The following is a 22,380-nucleotide window of genomic DNA, read 5'->3' on the forward strand; positions in this document are numbered from 1 at the left end:
CCGACGGGACGCAGGCGGCTCCCCTTAGACCCCAGACCAGACTTCATGGAGCTTCGCCATGGCCGCGCGTGAGCTGTCCTTCGTCCATCTGTTCCGTCCCGCGACCGTCGCAGGCCTGCCCCCCGTGCTGCTTCTTCATGGCACGGGCGGTGACGAGACCGACCTGATCGGGCTCGGGGCGGCGGTCGCGCCGGGCGCGGCCCTGCTATCGCCCAGAGGCCAGGTTCTCGAGAACGGCATGCCGCGCTTCTTCCGGCGGCTGGCCGAAGGCGTGTTCGACGAGGCTGACCTCCGCCGCAGGGCCGGCGACCTCGCCAGCTTCGTGGGCGAGGCGCGGGCCGCCTACGGGATCGGCGCGCCGGTCGCTCTCGGCTTCTCGAACGGCGCGAACATTGCGGCCGCTGTGCGGCTGCTGCATCCGGGCGTCCTGTCCGGCGCGATCATGCTGCGCGGGATGGTTCCGCTCGAGACGCCCGCCGCGGCGGCGCGCGTCCCGACGCCGGCGCTGCTGGTCTCGGGCGAGCGCGACCCGATCGTTCCCGCCGCCAACGCCGCCCGCCTCGCCGCGATGCTCGAGGAGGCCGGCGGCCCGGTCGAGCATCGAGTCCTGCCGACCAGCCACGGCGTCACCAACCTTGACGTCCAGTTCGCGACGGACTGGTACGCGCGCGAGGCGAGCCGGCCCGAAACGCTGGGGGCATGATCCTGAGCGGGCGGGGGCGCCCGCCCGTTCCTCAGACGATCAGGTCCTGCAGCACCCGGGCGACGCCCTCGATCGTGTAGGGCTTCTGGATCACCGTGCGATGCTGATGCTCCGCCGGCAGCATCGCCTGCTCGCCATAGCCCGTCGCGAACAGGAACGGCACATCGAGCTCGTCGAGGCGATCGGCGACGGTGAAGCTGGTCTGGTCCCCGAGGTTGATGTCCAGCACGGCGACGGTCGGGGGCTTGGCGTCGATCAGATCGAGCGCGCCCTCCACCGTCGATGCCGTTGCGACCTCTGCGCCGAGCCGGCCAAGGATGTCCTCGGCGTCGAGCGCGATGATGAGGCTGTCCTCCACAAGCAGCGCGTTGTGGCCGGCGAGGAACGCCGCCGGGGCGTTCGTCGGATGCGACGGCGAATGACGGGGATACCGGATAGCGATGGGCGCAGGCGGGCCCGCCCTGTCCGAGACGTGGCGCGCGGGGATCAGGAACCGCGCCGTCAGGCCGTCCTTCGCATAGTCGACGTCGGCCTGCCCGCCGAGGTCGTACGGAACCGAACGCCCGATGATCGTGGTGCCGAACCCCTTGCGGGTCGGAGGCTCGACCGGCGGTCCGCCGCGCTCGCGCCACTCGAACGAGAGGCCGCCGTCCTCGGTGCGGGACCACGAGATGTCGACGTGGCCGCCGTCCGACAGGCTGCCGTACTTGGTCGAGTTCGTGATCAGCTCGTGCACGACCAGCGCCATCGTGGAATAGGCCTGCGGGTTCAGCATCACCGGCTCGCCCGAAACGTGCACGCCGTTGTCGGCGGCGTCCAGGAACGCCTGCGCCTCCGCGTCGATCAGGGCGCGGATGGGCGCCGGGCCCCAATGATCGTCGGTGATCTGGTTGTGCGCCCGCGCCAGCGCGTGGATGCGGCCGTCGACAAGGCTGACGAAGTCCTCGATCCTGTCCGAGGACGGTTTGGCCTGCCGGATCAGGCCGCGGATCACGCCGAGAATGTTGCGGACGCGGTGGTTGAGCTCGGCGATCAGCAGCTCCTGCTTGCGGGCCGCCCGGTCGCGTTCGGCGCTGGCCTCGCCGGCGAGACGGAGCACGACCTCGATCAGCGTGGCTCGCAGGGTCTCTGCCACCCGGATTTCCGGGGGCGTGAAGGGCCGACTGTGTCCTTTCACGAGCTGCATCCACTCCGCGAAGCTCTCACGGGGCGTCAGGCGCGGCCCGTTCGGGCCATAGGTCACCGGCTTGTGGGGATCGCCGGCCCAGCGGACGGAGCGCTCCATCTCGCCGCGGAACAGGATGACGTAGTCCCGTGGCGACCGGGATATCGGGATCGCGAGCATGCCCGCCGCCTTGTCCGCGAACTCCTCGGCGCCGGGAACGAGCGAGGCGATGTGGTCGGTGGCGAACACCCGGCCGGCGGCCGTGGTGTTGAGCGTCCGCACGATGCGGGTGAACGCGTCGGTTGAAGGGGTCACGCCGGAAAAGGCGTAGGCGCCGTTGATCCACACGCCCACGCCCTCGGCCGGAATGACGTGGGTCAGCACGCCGGCGAGCCATTCCGGGTCCTTGAGCAGCATCTCGTTCGTCGCGACCGCGCCGAGAAGCTGGTCGGAGACGTCGCGCGCCTGCCGCTCGTAAGCCATCACCTCCTTGCGCTCGCGGCCCTCGAGCCGCATCGAGTACATCTGGACGAACAGCTCGCAGACCGACCGGACCTCGAAGCTCGGCGACTTCGGCGAATAGTGATGGCAGGCGAACAGCCCCCAGAGCTCGCCGTCGACGAGGATCGAGATCGACATGGAGGCGCGCACCCCCATGTTCTTGAGATACTCGATGTGGATCGGCGACACCGACCGCAGGATCGACAGCGAGAGGTCGAGCGTCCGGCCCTTCTCGTCGCGCGCGGGCTGGATGGCGACCGGGGTCGCGTCCACGTCCGCGATGACGCGCAGCAGGTTGCGCTTGTAGAGCTCGCGGGCCTGAGCGGGAATGTCGCTCGCGGGGTAGTGCAGGCCCTTGAACGATCCGATCCCCGGCTTGCACGTCTCGGCGACCACCTCGCCCGAGCCGTTTTCCGCGAACCGATAGACCATGACCCGGTCGAAGCCGGTGAGGGCCCGAATCTGACGCGCGCCCTCGGTGTAGAAGGCCGACGCGTCGTTGACCATCTCGAGCCGCGCGATCATGGCGCGCACGAGGCTTGTGGTGTCGCCATGCCTTGCGGCCGCCGGCTGCGCCTCAATGACGATCTGCCCGCCGGACAGATGGATCCCGACGTCGAACGGCCCGGCGCGGTCGGTGAGCCTGGTGTCGAACACCTTGTCGACCGCGTTCGGCCCGCGAAGCGTGGTCAGCCGGTTGCGAAGACTGTGGATGGCCTCGGGCAGAAAGATCTCGTCGAGCGGCCGGCCGATGAGGTCGCCGTCGTCGCCGCCGAGCAGCTCTGCGACGTTGTCCGAAGCGCGGGCGATGATCCAGTCGAGGGTGAGCGCGAGCAGAAAGCCGATCGGCTGGATCGCGCCGAGCAGGTGGATGGGTTCGCGGTCGCAGTTCGTGAGGTCGACGTCAGGGGCGTTCATGAAACCTGCGAGACGGGGCCGGGGCGATCGGACAATCGGAAGCAGCGGAAGATGGAGTGATTTGTCCGTTCGGCCAGTGCCGTTCTGTGGCCGGCGAACCGCCTCCGCGCCATCCATACGCGGGACGTCATGATCGCGGATCACGCCGGCACCCCCGCCGCCGGCCGCGCCGGCCGGCTCCTGGCCAGCACTAAGGAGGGGGGCTGTGGACGGTCTCGACGGAGAGGCCCCGGACCAAGTCCTCGCCGAACGGGCGGCCTGGGATCGCCCTCTGCGGCTGGTGGCGCCGTCGGGTGGGGTCGCGTCTCAACGGACGCTGAACTGCACGGGAGCCGTGATCGTCCGTCGGGCCTGCGGCGGCGGCGAGGGCACGGGCGAGGCGCGCCGGACGAGCGCCAGCACGGCCTGGTCGAGCTCGGAATGACCCGACGACCGCACGAGCGAGACCGACAACACGTTGCCCTCGCCGTCGATGCGGAACCGGACATAGGCGGTCCCCGTCTCGCCGCGGGCGCGGGCGGCGGAGGGATAGAGCTTGCGCCGCTCCAGATGCGCCATCAGCCGCGCCTGCCATGTCACGGGGCTTTCGCCGGCGGCGCCTGAGGCGCTTGCGGAGGCGGCGGTGCGGTCCGACAGCGCGACCGGCGCGCTCGCCTGCTGCCGGTCGGCGGAGGCCTGGCGCGGCGCGCTCGGAGCCGACGGCTGCGCCCGCGGCCTTTTGGGCTTTGGGCGCGGCGCCGGCGCTTCGGCGGTTACGGGGATATCCGGCCGCCCCGTGGGCAGCGGGACCTCGACCGTCTCGAGCTCCAGCAGGTCCGGCTCGACAGCGTCTTCGGCCGACGCCTCCGCGACCTCTTCGAGCTCCTCCGTCTCCGCGGCGTCGGGGACCGCGTCCGACCGCGAGGCGGTCGCCGCCTCGGCGGCCTCCGCGAACACTTCGTCCGGCGCGGACTGCTCGGCGTCGGTCGCGATCGCCTCGGGCAAGGGCGCAAGGTCGATCATGACCGCCGGCGGCGGACCCGAAGGCAGGGCGATCGGCGGAGAGCTCAAGGCCCACCACGCGGCGCCGGCGTGGAGGGCGACGACGCAGAGCGCGGCCCCCGTCCAGCGCAGGACGCCGTGGTCGCTCGCACTGGCTCCGATCGAAGCCGTCCGACCCATGGCTCAGAAGGCTTTCGCCACCCGGCCTCGGATGCGGGCGAAGGCGGCCTGCGCGCCGCTTACGGCGCGCGCGGTTCCGGAGGCGTCGAGCGGGGCGGCGTCGAGCGCTGCGGCGAATGTGCGCCAGCTCAGGCCCCGCCCCTCGGCCGCGGGCGCCAGATGCCGCGCGCCGAAGCTTTCGGACAGGCCAAGCCTCGCCGCCTGCTTGAGCAGGAACGCCGCGCCCAGATTGGAGCCCTCCGCCACGTAGAGCCAGCCGAGCGCCTCGGCGATGTCGCGGCTCTCGCCATGGACGAAGGCGGGAGCGTCGGCATCCTCCCGGGGCGGCAGACCGAGATCGGCCAGGTCCTGAACGATCAGGGGCAGACGCCGGAGCGCAGGCAGGCCCGGAAGGAGCCGGATCAGTTCCAGGTCGCCGTAGACCGCGTCGATGTCCCGGTGGAAGGCGCGCTGCACGTCGAGGAACCGGCCATAGAGGTCGAGGTTCACGAACGGCCGCCCCGCCATGATCGCGGCGTCCAGTTCCTCGTGCTGCGCGGCGGTGTCCGCTTTCAGCCGTTTCGAGAGACCCTCCGCGGGTCGCGACAGATCTATTGCCGTCATCTCTGATCTCCCTTGCGCCGACGTCAGAACGTCGCCGTCATCGACGCGTAGAAGGTCCGGCCGGGACCCGGCTGCAGGACGAGCCCTAACGGGTCGACGTAGTATTTGTCGGTGAGGTTCTCGACGCGGAAATCCGCGGTCAGATACTTGTTGATCTTGTATTGCGCGAAAACGTCCACGAGCGTGTAGGCTTTCCAGTCCACCAGCGCGATGAACGTGCTCGCACCCTGGGCCGTGGCGTCGCCATGGCCGATGGCGCGCGGCCCGACATGGGACAGACGGCCGCCGACCGTGAGCGTCTCCCAGAACTTCTGGGACGCCGTCAGCGACAGTGAATACTCGGGCGGCACTTGGTTCGTGGAGTAGTCGGCGTAGAGCGACTTCTCCCCGCATGCGCCGGCGGTGCGACAGAACTCGACGTTCAGATAGTAGTTCGCGGTGAGCTCCGCGGTGAAATCGTGCACTTCATACTTGCCGGAGAACTCCAGGCCCGAGAATCGCGCACGATCGATGTTGTGGATCTGCATGCCCCACCACCCTTCGGGGGCCTGACGCCATTCGCGCGAGATGTAATCCTTCACGTCCCAGTTGAAGTAGCTGAGCTTGACCATGCCCTTGTCGCCGTCCGCGAAAAGGCCGTCACGGACGAGGTTGGCGCCGACCTCCCAGTTTCGGGACCGCTCGGGCTTCACTGCCGCATTGACCCCCATGGTGAACGCCGACACCGATTCCATGATGCTCGGCGCGCGCAGCGCGCTCGAGTAGTTCACGAAAAGCTGCGCGCCCTTGATCGGCTCCACCGTCACGCCGACCGACGGGCTGAAGCCGCCGTCGCTCAGCTTCGCGTCATAGTCGTAGTCTCGAGGGAGGTAAGGGTCGTTCCGGTCCTCCGACCAGAAATGCGAGTAGCGCAGGCCCCCGTTGAACGTCAGCCAATCGAGCGGCTTCCAGGCGGACTTCACGAAGCCTGCGCCTTCGTGCCGACGCCCGTCGCGGTAGTCGAGCCAAGTCTCCGCCTCACGCGTCCCGGGGCTCGGCCGCGTGTCCTCGCCGCGGTAGGAAAGCCCATAGGTGACGTCCACGGATCCGAAGGACGACAACGGCAGAACCGAGGTGTTGGTCACTTCCGACCCCCACATGTCCGTGTTCGATCCGGCGCGGAAATCACCCTTCTTCGGCGGCAGGAACCCGGTGCGCAGCGGATTGCGCAGATCAAGCCGGCTCCACCACAGGTTCGCCTTGAGGTTGATCAGGTCGTTGTCGTCAGGGTTCCAGCGGTAGCGCAGCGTCCCGGTGTCGAGGTCGGAGCCGGAGGTCTGCGCCTGCTGGACCGCCTGCCCGCGGTCGTCGGTCAGGCGCGAGGCGATGCGGTCGCCCGCTTCCCCGCGGAAGCCGGTGTAGCCGAGCTGCAGGCTCTGCCCGTCGCCGAAGCGAAGCGTGCCCTTCGCGATCCAGGACATCGTTTCGAGCTGGGTGTTCAGCACCTCCTCGCCCTTGCGGTAGTTCGCGATGCCGCCGTTCTCCACATACTCAGGCCAGTCCTGGCAGTAACCGACGGAGTTGCAGATTCGGCGCGGCCCGACGTTGACGGGCTTCGCGCCGGGACCGTTCTCGCCCGCGAAGTAATTGCCCTGCTTGCGATAGGCGAAGCCGGCGACAAGGTCGTAATTCTCCTGCTTGACGGCCGCCACCGCGCTGCCGGAGCCGCTGGCGGGCTCCAGGAAGGCAGGGCGATCCATGCCGTCCGACGACGGCGTCGTGACCGTCGAGCCGGGCAGTCTCGGCCAGCCGTAGCCGGCGACGGAGCCGGCGTTCGGCTTGGTGGTGTTGGTCCCGAAGCCGCCCTTCACCCGGACGCCGTAGTCACGTCCTTCCTGGACGATGTCGCCGGCGTCCAGCGTCCGCATGGAGACCGTGCCGGCGGTTCCGAACGACGCGACGTCCGCACCCTTCAGGATGTCGACGCTCGCGAGCAGATCCGGATCCACGAAGGTGCGGTTCGAGACGCCCTGATATCCCTGATAGACGGTCACCGCGTTCTCCGCGCCGTCCACGGTCACCGCGACGCGGCCCATGCCCTGCATGCCGCGGATGTTCACGTCGATCGACCCCGCGCCGTTGCGGGCCTCGCCAGACATCACGCCGGGCGTGCCGCGGAAGATGTCGGCGGGGCTCGAGCCGCGGAACCGCTCGATCGTCTCGGCTGAAATGTGCGCGGTCGGCGCCGGCGTCACGTAAGGCGCGTCCGCCGGCGCGACCCCTCCAGCGCCCGTCACCTGGATGGGATTGAGCACCAGCGAGCCGTCGGCGTCGGGGGCGTCGTCCGCGGAGGCCGCCGAAGATGTGATGACGGCCGTCCGGGCCGATGTGAGCTGATAGGTTAGCCCCGTCCCGGCGAGCAGCCGGCGCAAGGCTGCGTCCGGGGTCGCGGCGCCGGTCAGACCGGCGGTGGTCTTGCCGGCGGCGAGATCGGGCCGGTAGGCGAGCTGAAGACCGGCCTGGCGCCCGTAAGAAGCAAGCGCGTCGCCGAGACGGCCGGCCGGGATCGCGAACGGACGTTCGGGCGCGCCCTGCGCCTTGGCGTCCATGGGGGCCACCAGCGCCGCCCCCGCCAGCAAGCTCGCCGCGAGGCGCGCAGCGACGTCCCGTCCGTTCCGATGTCCCGATGTCACGCCCGTCGTCCCCGATGACTGATCGCTCGACGGACCGGCGCGCCTGCGTCCGATCCGTCCCCGCTTTCGAGAACGAACGGCGCTTCGGAATTTCCTGCGTGAATGAGCTCCGCCGGCTCAGAAGCGGGACAGCACAACGAGCCAGGGGGTGACGGCGCGCGCCGATCCGCCGAGCGGCGCGACCGCCGCGGCGAGCGCGTCGAGCGGCGAGGCCGGGTCGAACACGCCGCTGATCCGCTCGCCGCCGAGGGTCGTGTCCGCGATGACCACGCGCGCGGCGCTCCAGCGCGCCACACGCGCGGCGACGGAGGCCAGGGTGTCGCTGTCCGCGAAGATCAGCCCCTGGCGCCAGGCGGCGATCCGGTCGACGGGCGTCCGCCCCCGCTCCACGCGGCCGTCGGCGCCCAGCGCGCACCACTCTCCCGGTCCGAGGCGGAGGGCGGCGGGCGCCTCGACCAGCCCACGCTCCACGGCGACGGTGACGACGCCCGCCTCTTCCCGGATCTCGAAAGCCGCGCCCGCGGTCGATGCCTTGACCCCGGCCGCGGCGGCGACGAAGGACCGGGCGCCGGCGGCGGGCTCGAAATAGGCCATGCCGCGGAGCAGCTCGACCGACCGGCGGGTCTCGGAGAAACCGTAGCGCAGCGCGGTCTCGGGGCCGAGCTCCGCCGGCGATCCGTCCGGCAGGGTGACCTGACGGCGCTCCGCGACGCCGGTCGTCACGTCGGCGCGCGCCCGGACGATGGCGCCGGGGAGAACGACGGCCCCGATGGCCCCGGCCGCGAGCGCCGCTCCGCCGCCGGCAAGCACGCGGCGGCGCGACAGGGCGCGAGGCTGCGGCGCGCTGCGGGCGGCGAGCGCCTTGCCTCCGAGCTCGTGCAGGCGGATCGCTTCGGCCCAGACCCGGCGGTGGTCCCCGCTGCGCGCGAGCCACCGCTCCGCGGTCTCGCGCGCGACAGGATTGTCGGGATCGGCCTGAAGCCGGAGCAGCAGATCAAGCGCCTCGCTCCAAAGGCCGTCGTCGTCCCGCGGTCGCTCCGCCATCCTCGATCCGGCTCGCTCAAGGCCTCAGGCGCGCACGGCGCCGCCCGGTCACTTACACTAACGAGAACGAGCGAAGAATGCGTATTTCCCGTTTCGACGCGTCGAAAGACGGCGATCACGCGCCGTTGGAGGCCCTGTCGCGAAGGCGGGCGTAAGCCTCCTTCACCAGCGCTCCGGCCCGGGAGGTGGAGAGGCCGAGCTCGCGCCCGACCTCGGCGAGGCTGAGGCCCTGCATGCGGTTGAGCTCGAAAGCCCGGCGGGTGCGCTCCGGCAGTTCGTCGAGGGCCGCCATCGCAAGCGCGAGGCGCTGCCGGTCGTCCAGGCGTCGCTCGGGCGAGGGCTCCGGATCCGCCGCAAGCGCCAGCGCCTCCGGCGGAATGGAGGCGAACGGCGCGATGCGCTCCCGCCGGGCCGCGTCGAGCGCGAGGTTGCGGGCGACCGTGGCGAGATAGCCCTCCGGCCGATCGTCCTGGCGCGCGTGCGGCGTCTCGCCGGTCGAAGCGGTCATGAGGCGCACGAAGGCGTCCTGGACGACGTCGCTGGCCGCGTCCGGCGACAATCCGCGCCGCACGAGGCCATAGCTTATCGCCTTGGCGCTTTGGCGAAACAGCGCCTCGAGGTTCCAGCGGCGCATGACCGATCCAGCATTCGTCAACAGGGCGCTTGACGCCTACCATGCAAATTCAAAATTACTAAGCAAATTCAGTACTTTATACTTTTTCTAAAGCGACTGTGGGGCCGCCCGTTCCGCTCCGCTGTCCCGCGCCAAGCCTCACCGGTCGTCCGCGGTTCGCAAACAACCTCACCCGCCACTGCGCGTATGGCCTCTTCCGGGTGGTTCGTTGACAGTCCGCTTTGATCGAGGACAGGAGCAAAGCGGACGGGCGGATGCGTGAAGGTTTGGCTGCCGTGAAAGAGATCTTCGTGGTGACCCACACCGAGGCCACCCATCACCTGGAGAACAAGGTTGGAGGTTGGTACGACAGCGACTTGACCGATCGCGGCTTGCGAGAGGCGGATACCGTCGCCGAACGCCTTGCGACAATGATCCGTCCAGGTGACGTCGAAATCTACAGTTCTGACCTGCGACGTGCGTCTCAGACTGCGGCTGCAATCGCCAAGCGTTTGGCTCAGACGACGCGGGAGACCTCGGCCCTGCGGGAAATCAACTACGGGGTCGCAGGCGGCAAACCCCAGGAATGGCTGGATTCACGTTATGCTCCGGCGCCGGATGACAATCGGCTCGACCATGACTGCGGTATTGAAGGCGCCGAGACACGACGCGACGTCGCAAAGCGAGTGTTTCCTTTTGTCGATGAAATTGTCGGACGTCGGTGCGAGACACAGATCATCGTGACGCACGGCCTTACGCTTAGCATGGTCGTCGCGGCATGGATGAAAATCCCTATCGACGCGGCAGGTTTCGTGTCTTTCCCCGTTAAATCGGGAAGCATAACCCGGCTCAGGCAGGACGATTTTTTCCGCAACCGCGCGGTGCTCTCCGTCGGGGACGTGGCCCATTTCTCCGGAATTTGACGGTTGCGATGTGCTGGCGGAAGTCGGGCTCGGCGCCGCCACGGCTTCCCAATGCCGCCCTCCGGTCGCCGGGCCGCGCTCGCAGACTGGAACTGTATCAATTCTTGTCAAAGGCGGCGCCTGACACGTTTCGCGACATCTTTTTTTGCGGAGGGCATGGTTCTGCGACAGCGCGAACCTAGCCTGCGGTCCCGTCGCACCGGGTTCAAAGGGAGGTTCAGCCATGACTCGATTGACCGTTAACGGCCGCGTCGAGGAGGTCGAGGCCGAACCCGACACGCCGCTCCTGTGGGTTCTGCGCGAGCAGCTCGGCATGACGGGCACGAAGTTCGGCTGCGGCATCGCCCAGTGCGGCGCCTGCACCGTGCACATCGACGGCGTGGCGACTCGCTCCTGCGTCACGCCGGTGTCTTCCATCGAGGAAAGCCAGAAGATCGTCACGATCGAGGGGCTCTCGCCCGACGGCTCCCATCCGGTGCAGAAGGCGTGGCTGGCGCTCGACGTGCCGCAATGCGGCTACTGCCAGACCGGCATGATCATGGCCGTCGCCAGCCTCCTGGAGACCAATCCGCGGCCGAGCGACGAGGACATCAACGCCGAGATCACCAATATCTGCCGCTGCGGCACCTACAACCGCGTCCGCGCCGCCATCCACATGGCGGCGGACGAGAAGGCGGGCTGAGGGGCGGACATGACGATCGCACAGAGAGTTCCCGACGTATCCCGCCGCAACTTCCTCGCCGGCTCGGCCGCCGCGCTCGGCGGCCTGTCGCTCGGCTTCCACATCCCCTTCACGGGCGGCGCGCTGGCTCAGGACGCGGCGGCGAACCTGCCGCCTGAGATCAACGCCTGGGTGGTGGTGAAGCCGGACGACGCCGTCGTCATCCGCGTCGCCCGCTCGGAGATGGGCCAGGGCACGCTCACCGGCCTCGCCCAGTTGGTGGCCGAAGAGCTGGAGTGCGACTGGTCGAAGGTGACGACCGAGTACCCCACGCCGGGAGAGAATCTCAAACGCAACCGCGTCTGGGGCAGCTACTCCACCGGCGGCTCGCGCGGCATCCGGGATTCGCACGACTATGTCCGCAAGGGCGGCGCAGCCGCGCGCGAGATGCTGATCGCCGCCGCCGCCGCGCAGTGGAACGCGCCGGCGGGCGAATGCTCCGCGGCCAACAGCGTCATCACCCACGGCCCGAGCGGGCGCACGCTGCGCTTCGGCGAGGTGGCGGAAGCGGCCGGCAAGCTGACGCCGCCCGCCGACGTCAAGCTCAAGGATCCGAAGGACTGGAAGATCGCCGGCAAGCCGCTGGCGCGCCTCGACACGGTGGACAAGCTCACCGGCAAACAGGTCTACGGCGCCGACCTCAAGTTGCCGGGCATGCTGAACGCCGCCGTCAAGGCCTGCCCGATCTTCGGCGGCACGGTGGCGAGCTTCGACGCCGCCGCGGTCGAGAAGATGCCGGGCGTGAAGAAGGTGGTGAAGGTCGACGACACCGCCGTCGCCGTCGTCGCCGACACTTGGTGGCGCGCCAAGACCGCGCTCGACGCGCTCCCCATCACTTGGAACGAGGGGCCGAACGCCGGTCTCTCGTCCGCCTCGATCGCCGAGACGCTGCGCGAAGGCCTCGACGCCGCCGAAGCCTTCGTCGGCAACCGGCAGGGCGACGCCAAGGCCGAGCTCGCCAAGGGCGCGCCGGCGGGCGGCAGGATCGTCACCGCCAGCTACGCTTTCCCTTACCAGAACCACGCCACCATGGAGCCGATGAACGCGACGGCGCTCTACACGCCCGAGAAGTGCGAGGTGTGGGTGCCGACGCAGAACGGCGAGTCGAGCCTCGCGGCGGTGGCGGAAGCCTCCGGCCTGCCGGTCGGCCAGTGCGAGGTCTACAAGATTCATCTCGGCGGCGGCTTCGGCCGGCGCGGCAACTTCCAGGACTATGTCCGCCAGGCGGTGAGCATCGCCAAGCAGATGCCCGGCACGCCGGTGAAGCTTCTGTGGTCGCGCGAGGAGGACATGCTCCACGGCAACTACCACCCGACGACGCAGGCCAAGCTGACCGCCGCCCTCGACGCGCAGGGCAATGTGACGGCGATGCATATGCGCATCTCCGGCCAGTCCATTCTCGCGGCGGTGCGGCCGGAAGGCATGCAGGGCGGCATGGACCCGGTGGTGTTCCAGGGGCTGACGGCGAACTTGCCGGAGGGCCACTTCGGCTACACCGTGCCGAACCTGCTGATCGACCACGCCATGCGCAACCCGCCGATCCCGCCGGGATTCTGGCGCGGGGTGAACCTCAACCAGAACGCCATCTACGTCGAATGCTTCATCGACGAGATGGCGCATGCCGCCGGCGTCGAACCCCTCGCCTTCCGCCGCCGGCTGATGGCGAACCATCCCAGGCACCTCGCGGTGTTGGAGGCCGCCGCCAAGGGCATCGGCTGGGACACGCCGCCGGCGCAGGGGCGCGGGCGCGGCCTCGCGCAGATCATGGGCTTCGGCTCCTATGTCGCCGCCGCCGCCGAGGTGTCGGTGACCAATGGCGAGCTCACCGTCCACCGCATCGTCGCCGCCACCGATCCCGGCCACGCCGTCAACCCGGCGCAGATCGAGCGGCAGGTCGAAGGCTCCTTCGTCTACGGGCTCTCCGCCTGCCTCTATGGCGAGTGCACGGTGAAGGGCGGGCGCATGGAGCAGGAGAACTTCGACACCTATGAGGTGATGCGCCTCGCGCAGATGCCCGCGGTCGAGACCATCATCCTGCCCTCGGGCGGCTTCTGGGGCGGGGTCGGCGAGCCGACCATCGCGGTGGCCGGCCCGGCGGTGCTCAACGCGCTCTTTGCGGCGACGGGAAAGCGCTACCGTACGCTGCCGCTCAAGAACCACGAACTGAGCTGATGCGCCTTATGCTTTTACTGCTGCCGGCGCTGTGGGCGGCCATGCCCACGGCGCCGGCGGAGGCCGCGCCGCCGCGCGGGGCCGCCTCCTGCGCCGGCTGCCATCCGCGGACCGCCGGGCGCGGGCCGATTCCGAGTTTGAACGGACAGCCGTCGGAGCAGATCGTCTCGCAGATGACGGCCTTCCGCAGCGGCGAGCGCGCGTCCACCGTGATGTCGCGCATCGCCAAAGGGTTCAGCGATGAAGAAATCCGCGCCATCGCCGACTATTTCGCCGCCGCCGCCGCAGCGTCTCCTGCCCCCGCTCAGCCGTAGGAGCCTCTTGGGCGGCTTCGCCGCCGGCGCCGCCGTGCTCGGCGCGCCGACGGTGCTGGCGCAAACGGGTCCGCGCGTCTTGGTGGTCGGCGGCGGCTTCGCCGGGGCGAGCTTCGCCCGCGCGCTCAAGCGCGAGGACCACGGTATCGCCGTAACGCTCGTCGAGCCGAGCGGGCGCTACGTCGCCTGCCCGATGAGCAATGCGGTGATCGCCGGCCTGCGCGACATCGGCGCCCAGCATTTCGGCTATGGCGGACTGGAGGCGGGCGGCGTCGTCCATGTGCCGCAGCGTGTGGTGCGGGTCGACGCCGCCCGGCGCCGCGCAGCGCTCGCCGACGATGTCGTGCTCGACTATGACCGGCTCGTCGTCGCGCCGGGCGTCGACATGCGCTTCGACGCCATCCCCGGCTATGACGCCGCCGCGGCCGAGCTGCTGCCGCACGCCTGGAAGGCGGGCGAGCAGACGCTGCTGCTGCGCCGACAATTGGAGGCGATGGAGGATGGCGGCCTCGTCGTCATCTCCGCGCCGGCAAACCCGTTTCGCTGCCCGCCCGGCCCCTATGAGCGGGCGAGCCTGGTCGCCCATTTCCTCAAGACCCGCAAGCCGCACTCCAAGTTGCTCATCCTCGACGCCAAGGACGCCTTCTCCAAGCAGCGCCTGTTCGAACAGGCCTGGGCCGAACTCTATCCCGGCCTCGTCGAATGGGTGAGCCTGTCCTTCGGCGGCAGGGTCACCGAGGTCGATGCGTCCGCCCGCACGCTCGCCACCGAGTTCGGCAGCCACAAGGCGGCGGTCGCCAATGTCATCCCGCCGCAGCGGGCCGGCGCGATCGCCGCCACGATCGGCGTCGCCGACCAGACCGGCTGGTGCCCGATCGATCCAGTGACGTTCGAATCCCGGCTCGCGCCGAACGTCCACGTCATCGGCGACGCGGCCATCGGCGGCGCCATGCCGAAATCCGCCTTCACCGCCAACGCCCAGGCCAAGACCTGCGCGGCCGCCATCGCGCGCCTGCTGCGCGGGCGGGAGCCGGAAAGCCCGAAGCTGATCAACACCTGCTACAGCCTGATCGCGCCGGACCAGGCGGTCTCCATCGCCGGCGTCTACGAGCCGGCGAACGGCCTGCTCGCCGAAGTGCAGGGCGCCGGCGGCGCCAGCCCGCTCGACGCGCCGCGTTCGGCGCGCGAGCAGGAGGCGGTCTATGCTCAGGCCTGGTTCGAGACCATAACGCAGGAGGCCTTCGGATGAACGCCCCGCTGCTGGCGGCGGTGATCGGCCTTATCGCGCCGACCTGCGCGCTGGCCCAGGCCGGCGACACGCTGGCCCGTCCGCCGGGGATCGAGGCGGGCGACGCGACCGAGGGCGCGCGGCTCGTGGCCGACCGGCAGAAGAGCCTGTGCGTGCTCTGCCATTCCGGCCCGTTCCCCAATCCGCATCTGCAGGGCGACCTCGCCCCCGACCTTTCCGGCGTCGGCGCGCGGCTGTCGGAGGACCAGATCCGCCTGCGCGTCACCGACATGAGGCGCCTCAACCCGGACAGCCTGATGCCGACCTATGCGGCGTTGAAAGCCGGCGAGCGGGTCGGGGCGGCATGGCGCGGCCGGCCCATATTGGTCGAGCAGGAGATCGAGCACATCGTCGCCTATCTCGCGAGCCTGAAGGAATGAATGTGAGAAAGACCGGCCTCATCGGACGGCGCGATCTGGTCCTCGCCGGCGGCGCGGGATTGCTCGTGCTCGCTTCGCCGCCAGCCCGCGCGCTCGCCCGCCCCTCGCTGCAGGAAGCCGTGAACGGCTTCACCGGCGGCGCGCCGGTCCAGACCGGCAAGGTGAAGCTCGACGTGCCGCCGCTGGTTGAGAACGGCAATGCGGTCGGCGTCACCGTGTCGGTCGAGAGCCCGATGAGTGCGGCCGAGCACGTGCGCCGCATCGCCTTGTTCAACGAGAAGAACCCGCAGGCGGACGTCGCCGTGTTCACGCTCGGCCCCCGCGCCGGCCGTGCGCGGATCGCCACCCGCATCCGCCTCGCCACCTCGCAGACGCTGATCGCCGTCGCCGAACTGAGCGACGGGACCTACTGGTCGAGCTCGGCTGACGTCATCGTCACGCTCGCCGCCTGCATCGAGGATCTGTCATGAGCCGCATCCTCGTCAGCGCGCCGAAGACCGCCAAGGCCGGCGAGATCGTCGACATCCGCGCCATGATCGCCCACCCGATGGAGACCGGCTACCGCATGGGGCCGAACGGCCAGGCGATCCCGCGCAAGATCATCCGCCATTTCGCCTGCGACTATGACGGCGAGGAGGTGTTCGCCGCCGAGTTCCACCCGGCCATGTCGGCCAATCCCTTCGTCGCGTTCAGCACGGTGGCGACGAGGAGCGGCGCGCTGACCTTCCGCTGGACCGACGACGACGGCAAGGTCGAGACGGCGAGCGCCGAAATTGCGGTGAGCTGATGCGGTTCCGGCTCGCATTCGCCGCCGGCCTGCTCGCCGCCGGCGGAGCCGCCGCGCAGGAGACGCCGCCAGGCGAGCGCCGCTCAGGCGCCGACTTCATGTCGGCCGAAACGCGCGCCATGCAGGCCGACGACACCGCCAATCCGGGTATGCTGTGGGTCTTGCAGGGTGAGAGCCTCTGGGACGAGCCGGCGGGCGCCGCGGGGCGGTCTTGCGCCTCCTGCCATGGCGAGGCGTCGGCCTCGATGCGCGGGGCGGCGGCGCGCTATCCGGCCTTCGACGCGGCGAGCGGCGCGCCCCTCGACCTCGCCGGGAAGATCGATCAGTGCCGCACGACGCGCCAGCAGGCGACGAGCCTGCCGCGCGAGAGCGAGGACCTGCTCGGCCTGAGCGCCTATGTCGGCCATCAGTCGCGCGGAACGCCCATCGCCCCGCCGGCCGATCCGCGGCTCGACGCGGCGCGGGCCGAGGGCGAGCGGTTGTTCCAGACGCGCATGGGCCAGCTCGATCTCTCCTGCTCTTCCTGCCACGACGGCAACTGGCGCGGGCGGCTGGGCGGCAGCGCCGTCACCCAGGCGCACCCGACCGGCTACCCGATCTATCGTCTCGAATGGCAAACGGTCGGCTCGCTGCAGCGGCGCATGCGCGGCTGCATGGTCGGCGTGCGCGCCGAGCCCTTCGCCTATGGCTCGGCGGAATTCGTGGCGCTGGAGCTCTATCTCGCCGAGCGCGCCGCCGGACTTGCGCTCGAGACGCCCGCCGTCCGCCCCTGAAGTGTTCCCCGTGAACCGGCCCCCGCGGGGCAAGGAGTTTGCGTGATGTGCCCGGTCTTTTCGTTAGCTCTAGCGGCCGTCACGTCGCCGCGGGAAGCCGCGGCGCTGATCGAGACCAGATCGATGTCCGAGCAGCGCTCTGCTGGCGCCGAACCGAACTCGCCTTAACTAAATTCGACCGAAGGCTATCGAAACCGCCAAAATATCAATGGCGTCCAGACCGTTAGGAGACTTCAAAATGAAAAACAGGGAAGTGGTGGGCCCGGCAGGACTCGAACCTGCAACCAAGCGGTTATGAGCCGCCGGCTCTGACCATTGAGCTACAGGCCCCCGCCGGCAGTCATAAGCCGTCGCGCGGGGCGTTGTCACCGGGCATCTGGGCCTGACGGGGCGGCGTTCGCCTCTATATCGACGGTCATGGCGACGACAGGCACCGGCGCGGGGCGCGCGCCGCGCATGACCATCGGGCGAGGCGTCGCGGCGCTGATGGCCGCGCTGGCGTTCGGCCTCGCCGCGCTGGCGGCGACCGCGCCGGACGCGGACAACCGGCCGAAGGGCGTGCTCGTGGTCGGCCAGACCGGCGAGCCGCGGTCGCTCGACCCTTCGACGGTCACCGCGAGCAACGATTTCCGTATCATTTCGAGCGTGTTCGAAGGGCTGACGCGGTTCCGGAAAGGGTCGCTCGCGGTCGAGCCGGCGCTCGCCGAGCGCTGGGAGATCTCGGACGGAGGCCTGACCTACACCTTCCATCTGCGGCCCGGCGCGCGCTTCCACGACGGCGAGCCGGTGGACGCCGCGGCGGTCGCCTACACCTTCGGGCGCATGCTCGATCCGGAGCATCCGCAGGCGGAGGCCGGCCCGTTTCCGCTCGCCTTCTTCTTCGCGGCGGTGAAGGCGGTCGAGGCCGTCGCTCCGCTGACCGTGCGCTTCCGGCTGGAGCGGCCTTATGCGCCGCTGCTGTCGAACCTCGCCTATCCCGCCGGCTTCATCGTCTCGCCCGCCGCGGCGCGGGCCGCCGGCCGCGGCTTCGGGCGGGCGCCGGTGGGCTCCGGCCCGTTCCGTTTCGTGCGCTGGGAGAGCGGGCGGCAGGTGGAGCTCGCGCGCAACGACGCCTATTGGGCAGGGCCGCCCAAGCTCGACGGGGTCGTGTTCCGGCCGATCGCAGACGGCGACGCGCGGGCGGCCGAGATGCTCGCCGGCGGGCTCGACCTGATGCTCGAGCTGCCGCCGGACGCGGCGCCGCGCCTGAGCGACCCGGAGCGGTTCCGGATCCACGGCGTCGCAGGTCCCCATCTCTGGTACCTCGCGCTGAACGCCCGGCGCGGGCCGCTCGCGGACGTCCGCGTCCGCCGGGCGGTGAACTACGCCATCGACAAGCGGGCGATCACCGACAGCCTGCTGCGCGGGACGGCGGACGCGCCGGCCGGCGTGATCCCCGCGGCCTTCGGGCCGGCGAGCGACCCGGAGCTGAAACCCTATCCGCACGATCCGGACCACGCCCGCGCCTTGCTGAAGCAGGCCGGCGCGGAGGCCGCGCGGCTGCGGCTGCTCGCGGCCGAAGGCGGCTCGGGGATGCTGGAGCCGATCGCCATGGCGGTCGCGATCCAGGCCGATCTCGCCCGCGTGGGCCTCCGGGTGGAGATCGAGACCTTCGAGTGGAACGCCTATCTCGCCCGCGTCAACGCCGGTCTCGGCGACGCCGACATGGCCGAGATGGCGTGGATGACGAACGATCCGGACACGCTGCCCTATCTCGCGCTGCGCGGCGACGCAGGGCCCGAGAAGGGCGGCTTCAACGCCGGCGGCTACGCCAACGAGGAGCTCGACCGCCTGCTCGAACAGGCGCGGGCGGAGATCGACGCCGACCGGCGCGCGGCGCTTTACCGGACGATCGACCGGCTGGTCCACGACGACGCGCCCTTCGCCTTCGTGGCCTCCTGGCGCCAGAACGCCGTCGCGGCCGCCCGCGTGCGCGGCTTTGAGCTGGAGCCGTCGTTCCTGCTCGACCTGCGCGGGGTCGACAAGCGATGACGGCTTATGCGCTCCGGCGTCTCGCCCTCGGCGCGCCTGTGCTCCTCGGCGTGTCCGTCGTCGTCTTCCTCGTGATCGCGCTCGTGCCGGGCGATCCGGCCGTCGCGATCCTCGGCTCCTACGCAAGTCCGGAAAACGTCGCGAAGCTGAGCGCGGAGCTCGGGCTCGACCGGCCGCTGCCGCAGCGCTACCTCGGCTGGCTCGGCGGCGTGCTTTCGGGCGATCTCGGCCGCTCCTACGCGCTCGATCGCCCGGTTCTGGACGAGGTGCTGGACCGGCTCGGCCCGACGCTGATCCTCGCCGCCGCGGCTCTCTCCCTGAGCGTCCTGTTCGGGGTCTCCGCCGGAGTCGTGGCCGCCGTCCGGCAGAACGGCTGGGCCGACCGGACCATCGGCCTCGCCCTGCTCGTCGGCGTGTCGACGCCTTCCTTCTTCCTCGCGATCCTGATGGTCCTGCTGTTCTCGGTGGAGCTCGGCTGGTTTCCGACCGGCGGCATGAGCGCGCTGTTCGGCGGCGGCGGCCTCGTCGACCTGCTGCGCCATCTCGCCCTGCCCGCGATCACGCTGGCGGCGGCGGCGACCGCGATCCTCGGCCGCATGACGCGGGCCGCCATGCTCGACGTGCTGCGGCAGGACTTCATCCGCACGGCGCGCGCCAAGGGCGTCGACGAGGACCGCGTCGCGTCCGTGCACGCCCTGCGCAACGCCGCCGCCACGATCGCGCCGGTGATCGGGCTCCAGGCCGGCTATGTGCTCGGCGGCGCGGTCTATGTGGAGACGGTGTTCCAGTGGCCGGGCGTCGGCCGCATGCTGGTGGAAGCGATCGGGCGGCGCGACATCCTGCTCGTGCAGGGCGGCGTCCTGGCGATCGCGACGCTCTACGTGCTGGTCAACATCGCGACCGACCTGCTGCAGGCCGCGCTCGATCCGCGAGTCAAGGCGTGAGCGTCGCTTCCGTGATCCGCACGCTCGGGCGGCGGCCGATGACGCTCGCCGGGCTCGCGATCGTCGGCGTCCTCGTCGTGGCGGCGCTCGCGGCGCCGCTGCTGCCGCTCGCCGATCCCGATCTCACCGCGCCGTTCAACCGGCTCGCCCCGCCGGGGTCGCCGGGGCATCCGCTCGGCACGGACCATCTCGGCCGCGACCTGTTGGCCCGCGTGCTGGACGGGCTGCGCGTCAGCCTCGCGGTCGGCGTGGGCGCGACCGCCGCGGCGGCGCTCGTGGGCTCCGCGATCGGCCTCGTCGCCGCCTATTACGGGCGCATCGTCGACGGCGCGCTGATGCGGACGATCGACGTGCTGATGGCGTTTCCCTATCTGCTGCTGGCGCTCGCCATCGTCGCGGCGCTCGGGCCTGGCCTCGTCAACGCGGCGCTCGCTATCGCGGTGGCCAACGTCCCGTTCTTCGCGCGCGCCGCCCGCGGCGCGGCGCTCGTCGTCGTGCGGCGGGACTATGTGGACGCCGCGCGGCTCGCCGGCTTCTCCGACCTCCGCATCCTGCTGGGCGAAGTGCTCCCGAACGTGGCGCCGCTGCTGGTCGTGGCCTGCGCCAGCACTATCGGCTGGATGATCCTCGAGACCGCCGGCCTGTCGTTCCTGGGGCTCGGCGCGCAGCCGCCGCAGGCCGATCTCGGCTCCATGCTTGGCGACGGGCGCAAGGTCGCGGTCGCCGCGCCCCATGTGGCCGCAGCCGCGGGCGTGGTCGTCCTCCTGCTGGTGATCGGCCTCAACCTGCTCGGCGACGGCCTGCGCGACCTGCTCGATCCGCGGCTCAAGGCGGGGGCCGGCGGCGCGCCCCAGCCCGCCACGGCGGTCGAGCGCGCTTCGGCCGCGCCGGCCTCGGACCTCGGCGGCCTGCTCGACGTCCGGGGACTGACGACGGCCTTCGACATGGCCGAGGGCCGGCATGCGGCGGTGCGCGGGGTCTCCTTCGCGCTCCAACCCGGCGAAGCGCTCGGGGTCGTCGGCGAGTCCGGCTCCGGCAAGTCGGTCGCCGCGCTGTCGCTGACCCGGCTTGCGCCGACGCCGCCGGGCGCGATCGTCGCCGGCCGCGTCGGATTCCGTGGCGACGACGTGCTCGATCTCGCCTTCGAACCCTTGCGCGCGCTGCGCGGCGACCGCGTCGCCTATGTGTTCCAGGACCCGCTGACCTCGCTCAACCCGGTCATGCGCGTCGGCGACCAGATCCTCGAGGCGCTGCGGCCTGCGCCGGGGGAGGGCCGGGCGGGCCTTCGCGCCCGCATGCTCGCCCTGATCGCCGACGTTGGGCTGGAAGATCCAGAACGCGCATCCCGGGCCTTTCCGCACGAGCTTTCCGGCGGGCAGCGGCAGCGGATCGGCGTGGCGATGGCGATCGCGAACCGGCCGGACGTGCTGGTGGCGGACGAGCCGACGACGGCGCTCGACGCCATGACCCAGATCCGCGTGCTGGAGCTCATGGGAGCGCGCGCGAAAGAGCGGGGCGCGGCGCTGCTGTTCGTCAGCCATGACTTCGGCGTCGTCGCCGCGCTCTGCGACCGGGTGATCGTGATGTACGCCGGCGAGATCGTCGAGGAGGGCCCGACCCGCGAGGTGCTGCGCGCGCCGCGCCACCCCTACGCCAAACGCCTGATCGGCTGTGCGCCGCGGCTGGGCGAACCGGACCGGGCGCTCGCCGCGCTTGAAGGCGCGCCGCCGCCGATCGACGCCATCCCCCACGGCTGCGCGTTCTCGCCCCGCTGCGAGCATGCGATCGAGGCCTGCCGGGCGGCGCCTGTCGCGCTGGAGCCGGCGGGCGAAGGGCGGCGGGCGCGGTGCCTGCGCTGGCGGGAGTTCGCCGATGCCTGATCCGCTGCTCGAGGCGCGCGCGCTGACGCGCCGGTTCGGAGGCGGCCGCCGCCTGTTCGGCCGCGCGCGCGAAGGCTTCGTGGCGGTCGACGGGGTGACGCTCGCTCTCGCGCGCGGCGAGACGCTCGGGATCGTCGGCGAATCCGGCTCGGGCAAGTCGACGCTGTCGCGCATGCTGGTCGGTCTCGCGATCCCGAGCGAGGGAATGGTCGCCCTCGATGGCGTGGCGCTGGACCTGCGTCGCGGCGCCGACCGCCGCCGCCTGCAGCGTCGCGTGCAGATGGTGTTCCAGGACCCGGCGAGCGCGATGAACCCGCGCAAGATCGTGGGCGCCAGCGTCGCCGCGCCGATGATCGGCCTGACCGACTGGAGCGCGGAACGCCGCCGGGCGCGTGTGTGCGAACTGCTAGAGGTGGTCGGGCTGCGCGCCGATCACGCGTCGCGCCATCCGCACGAGTTTTCCGGCGGCCAGCTCCAGCGGATCGGGATCGCCCGCGCGTTGGCCGCGGAGCCCGACATCGTCGTGCTCGACGAGCCGGTCTCGGCGCTCGACGTCTCCGTGCAGGCCCAGGTGCTGGCGCTGCTGCGCCGCCTGCGGGAGGAGCGGGGGCTGGCGATGATCTTCGTCAGCCACGACCTCGCGGTCGTCGAGCAGCTCTGCGACCGCGTGGCGGTGATGCGGCGCGGACGTGTGGTCGAGGAGGGCGACTGCCGTACGGTGTTCTCCGCGCCCACCGACGGCTACACCAAGGGCCTCGTCACGGCGGCCCGGCGCTTTGCGACCTGA

Annotated in this window: 20 protein-coding genes and 1 tRNA gene; 14 read left to right on the top strand and 7 right to left on the bottom strand. The window is 70.7% G+C overall.

Annotated features, from left to right (window positions below):
- Nucleotides 1-58: 58 nt before the first annotated feature.
- Nucleotides 59-703 (top strand): alpha/beta hydrolase, encoded by a 645-nt coding sequence (locus ACFSCV_RS09925; protein WP_378799420.1) that lies wholly within the window; start codon nt 59-61, stop codon nt 701-703.
- 31 nt (nt 704-734) lie between these two features.
- Here ACFSCV_RS09925 and ACFSCV_RS09930 read toward each other — a convergent pair whose 3' ends face one another.
- From ACFSCV_RS09930 to ACFSCV_RS09955, 6 genes are all read right to left on the bottom strand, one after another.
- Nucleotides 735-3,287, bottom strand: coding sequence for an HWE histidine kinase domain-containing protein (locus ACFSCV_RS09930; RefSeq protein ID WP_378799421.1), 2,553 nt, complete (start codon nt 3,285-3,287; stop codon nt 735-737).
- Between the two features lie 306 nt (nt 3,288-3,593).
- Complete coding sequence (locus ACFSCV_RS09935) at nt 3,594-4,448, bottom strand: energy transducer TonB family protein (RefSeq protein WP_378799422.1); 855 nt, start codon at nt 4,446-4,448, stop codon at nt 3,594-3,596.
- Between the two features lie 3 nt (nt 4,449-4,451).
- On the bottom strand, nt 4,452-5,051 hold the full coding sequence (locus ACFSCV_RS09940) for a biliverdin-producing heme oxygenase (RefSeq protein WP_378799424.1): 600 nt from the start codon (nt 5,049-5,051) through the stop codon (nt 4,452-4,454).
- A 23-nt stretch (nt 5,052-5,074) separates the two neighbouring features.
- Entirely contained in the window at nt 5,075-7,723 is a 2,649-nt protein-coding gene (locus ACFSCV_RS09945; protein ID WP_378799426.1) for a TonB-dependent receptor, read from the bottom strand.
- Nucleotides 7,724-7,840: 117 nt separating this feature from the next.
- Complete coding sequence (locus ACFSCV_RS09950; protein ID WP_378799428.1) at nt 7,841-8,767, bottom strand: FecR family protein; 927 nt, start codon at nt 8,765-8,767, stop codon at nt 7,841-7,843.
- A gap of 115 nt (nt 8,768-8,882) precedes the next feature.
- Nucleotides 8,883-9,401 (bottom strand): RNA polymerase sigma factor, encoded by a 519-nt coding sequence (locus ACFSCV_RS09955; protein ID WP_378799430.1) that lies wholly within the window; start codon nt 9,399-9,401, stop codon nt 8,883-8,885.
- 254 nt (nt 9,402-9,655) lie between these two features.
- Between ACFSCV_RS09955 and ACFSCV_RS09960 the strand changes: the two genes are divergently transcribed.
- The 9 genes from ACFSCV_RS09960 (at nt 9,656) to soxA (ending at nt 16,738) form a co-directional block, all read left to right on the top strand.
- Entirely contained in the window at nt 9,656-10,303 is a 648-nt protein-coding gene (locus tag ACFSCV_RS09960; RefSeq protein ID WP_378799432.1) for a histidine phosphatase family protein, read from the top strand.
- Between the two features lie 223 nt (nt 10,304-10,526).
- Nucleotides 10,527-10,985 carry a (2Fe-2S)-binding protein gene (locus tag ACFSCV_RS09965; protein WP_378799434.1) on the top strand — a complete coding sequence of 153 codons (459 nt, stop codon included), beginning with the start codon at nt 10,527-10,529 and terminating at the stop codon, nt 10,983-10,985.
- A gap of 9 nt (nt 10,986-10,994) precedes the next feature.
- Complete coding sequence (locus ACFSCV_RS09970) at nt 10,995-13,196, top strand: xanthine dehydrogenase family protein molybdopterin-binding subunit (protein ID WP_378799435.1); 2,202 nt, start codon at nt 10,995-10,997, stop codon at nt 13,194-13,196.
- A gap of 41 nt (nt 13,197-13,237) precedes the next feature.
- The gene (locus ACFSCV_RS09975) at nt 13,238-13,510 is read left to right on the top strand and encodes a c-type cytochrome (RefSeq protein WP_378799437.1); all 273 of its coding nucleotides are present in this window, start codon (nt 13,238-13,240) and stop codon (nt 13,508-13,510) included.
- A 7-nt stretch (nt 13,511-13,517) separates the two neighbouring features.
- The gene (locus tag ACFSCV_RS09980; RefSeq protein ID WP_378799439.1) at nt 13,518-14,759 is read left to right on the top strand and encodes an FCSD flavin-binding domain-containing protein; all 1,242 of its coding nucleotides are present in this window, start codon (nt 13,518-13,520) and stop codon (nt 14,757-14,759) included.
- Nucleotides 14,756-15,178, top strand: coding sequence for a sulfur oxidation c-type cytochrome SoxX (soxX, locus tag ACFSCV_RS09985; RefSeq protein WP_378799441.1), 423 nt, complete (start codon nt 14,756-14,758; stop codon nt 15,176-15,178). Before ACFSCV_RS09980 ends, soxX begins: the two co-directional genes overlap by 4 nt.
- Before the next feature lie 2 nt (nt 15,179-15,180).
- The gene (locus ACFSCV_RS09990) at nt 15,181-15,648 is read left to right on the top strand and encodes a SoxY-related AACIE arm protein (protein WP_378799443.1); all 468 of its coding nucleotides are present in this window, start codon (nt 15,181-15,183) and stop codon (nt 15,646-15,648) included.
- A complete protein-coding gene (gene soxZ / locus ACFSCV_RS09995) occupies nt 15,645-15,965 on the top strand; it encodes a thiosulfate oxidation carrier complex protein SoxZ (RefSeq protein ID WP_378799444.1) in 321 nt (106 codons plus the stop codon). Before ACFSCV_RS09990 ends, soxZ begins: the two co-directional genes overlap by 4 nt.
- Nucleotides 15,965-16,738 carry a sulfur oxidation c-type cytochrome SoxA gene (gene soxA, locus ACFSCV_RS10000; protein ID WP_378799446.1) on the top strand — a complete coding sequence of 258 codons (774 nt, stop codon included), beginning with the start codon at nt 15,965-15,967 and terminating at the stop codon, nt 16,736-16,738. The genes soxZ and soxA overlap by 1 nt, the downstream gene beginning before the upstream one ends.
- Nucleotides 16,739-16,992: 254 nt before the next feature.
- On the opposite strand, the gene ACFSCV_RS10005 is transcribed toward soxA, so the two are convergent.
- A tRNA-Ile gene (locus ACFSCV_RS10005) sits at nt 16,993-17,068 on the bottom strand.
- A gap of 126 nt (nt 17,069-17,194) precedes the next feature.
- Here ACFSCV_RS10005 and ACFSCV_RS10010 point away from each other — a divergent pair.
- From ACFSCV_RS10010 to ACFSCV_RS10025, 4 genes are read left to right on the top strand one after another with little or no spacing between them, the layout of a single operon-like run.
- Nucleotides 17,195-18,769 carry an ABC transporter substrate-binding protein gene (locus tag ACFSCV_RS10010; protein WP_378799448.1) on the top strand — a complete coding sequence of 525 codons (1,575 nt, stop codon included), beginning with the start codon at nt 17,195-17,197 and terminating at the stop codon, nt 18,767-18,769.
- On the top strand, nt 18,766-19,713 hold the full coding sequence (locus tag ACFSCV_RS10015) for an ABC transporter permease (RefSeq protein WP_378799449.1): 948 nt from the start codon (nt 18,766-18,768) through the stop codon (nt 19,711-19,713). The genes ACFSCV_RS10010 and ACFSCV_RS10015 overlap by 4 nt, the downstream gene beginning before the upstream one ends.
- Nucleotides 19,710-21,593, top strand: a complete 1,884-nt coding sequence (locus tag ACFSCV_RS10020) for a dipeptide/oligopeptide/nickel ABC transporter permease/ATP-binding protein (RefSeq protein WP_378799450.1) — start codon at nt 19,710-19,712, stop codon at nt 21,591-21,593. Before ACFSCV_RS10015 ends, ACFSCV_RS10020 begins: the two co-directional genes overlap by 4 nt.
- Nucleotides 21,586-22,380: an ATP-binding cassette domain-containing protein gene (locus tag ACFSCV_RS10025; protein ID WP_378799451.1), complete on the top strand. Its 795-nt coding sequence runs from the start codon at nt 21,586-21,588 to the stop codon at nt 22,378-22,380. The genes ACFSCV_RS10020 and ACFSCV_RS10025 overlap by 8 nt, the downstream gene beginning before the upstream one ends.

Source organism: Methylopila henanensis (assembly GCF_042681025.1).
Lineage (GTDB): Bacteria > Pseudomonadota > Alphaproteobacteria > Rhizobiales > Methylopilaceae > Methylopila > Methylopila henanensis.

Bases quoted from the DNA above. Each gene is read 5' to 3' on its own strand.
- soxA (WP_378799446.1), top strand. From the start codon at position 15,965: ATGCGGTTCCGGCTCGCATTCGCCGCCGGCCTGCTCGCCGCCGGCGGA.
- ACFSCV_RS09960 (WP_378799432.1), top strand. From the start codon at position 9,656: ATGCGTGAAGGTTTGGCTGCCGTGAAAGAGATCTTCGTGGTGACCCAC.
- ACFSCV_RS10025 (WP_378799451.1), top strand. From the start codon at position 21,586: ATGCCTGATCCGCTGCTCGAGGCGCGCGCGCTGACGCGCCGGTTCGGA.
- ACFSCV_RS09955 (WP_378799430.1), bottom strand. From the start codon at position 9,401: ATGCGCCGCTGGAACCTCGAGGCGCTGTTTCGCCAAAGCGCCAAGGCG.
- ACFSCV_RS09935 (WP_378799422.1), bottom strand. From the start codon at position 4,448: ATGGGTCGGACGGCTTCGATCGGAGCCAGTGCGAGCGACCACGGCGTC.
- ACFSCV_RS09970 (WP_378799435.1), top strand. From the start codon at position 10,995: ATGACGATCGCACAGAGAGTTCCCGACGTATCCCGCCGCAACTTCCTC.
- ACFSCV_RS10015 (WP_378799449.1), top strand. From the start codon at position 18,766: ATGACGGCTTATGCGCTCCGGCGTCTCGCCCTCGGCGCGCCTGTGCTC.
- ACFSCV_RS10010 (WP_378799448.1), top strand. From the start codon at position 17,195: ATGACCATCGGGCGAGGCGTCGCGGCGCTGATGGCCGCGCTGGCGTTC.
- ACFSCV_RS09930 (WP_378799421.1), bottom strand. From the start codon at position 3,287: ATGAACGCCCCTGACGTCGACCTCACGAACTGCGACCGCGAACCCATC.
- soxX (WP_378799441.1), top strand. From the start codon at position 14,756: ATGAACGCCCCGCTGCTGGCGGCGGTGATCGGCCTTATCGCGCCGACC.
- ACFSCV_RS09940 (WP_378799424.1), bottom strand. From the start codon at position 5,051: ATGACGGCAATAGATCTGTCGCGACCCGCGGAGGGTCTCTCGAAACGG.
- soxZ (WP_378799444.1), top strand. From the start codon at position 15,645: ATGAGCCGCATCCTCGTCAGCGCGCCGAAGACCGCCAAGGCCGGCGAG.
- ACFSCV_RS09950 (WP_378799428.1), bottom strand. From the start codon at position 8,767: ATGGCGGAGCGACCGCGGGACGACGACGGCCTTTGGAGCGAGGCGCTT.
- ACFSCV_RS09965 (WP_378799434.1), top strand. From the start codon at position 10,527: ATGACTCGATTGACCGTTAACGGCCGCGTCGAGGAGGTCGAGGCCGAA.
- ACFSCV_RS09975 (WP_378799437.1), top strand. From the start codon at position 13,238: ATGCCCACGGCGCCGGCGGAGGCCGCGCCGCCGCGCGGGGCCGCCTCC.
- ACFSCV_RS09925 (WP_378799420.1), top strand. From the start codon at position 59: ATGGCCGCGCGTGAGCTGTCCTTCGTCCATCTGTTCCGTCCCGCGACC.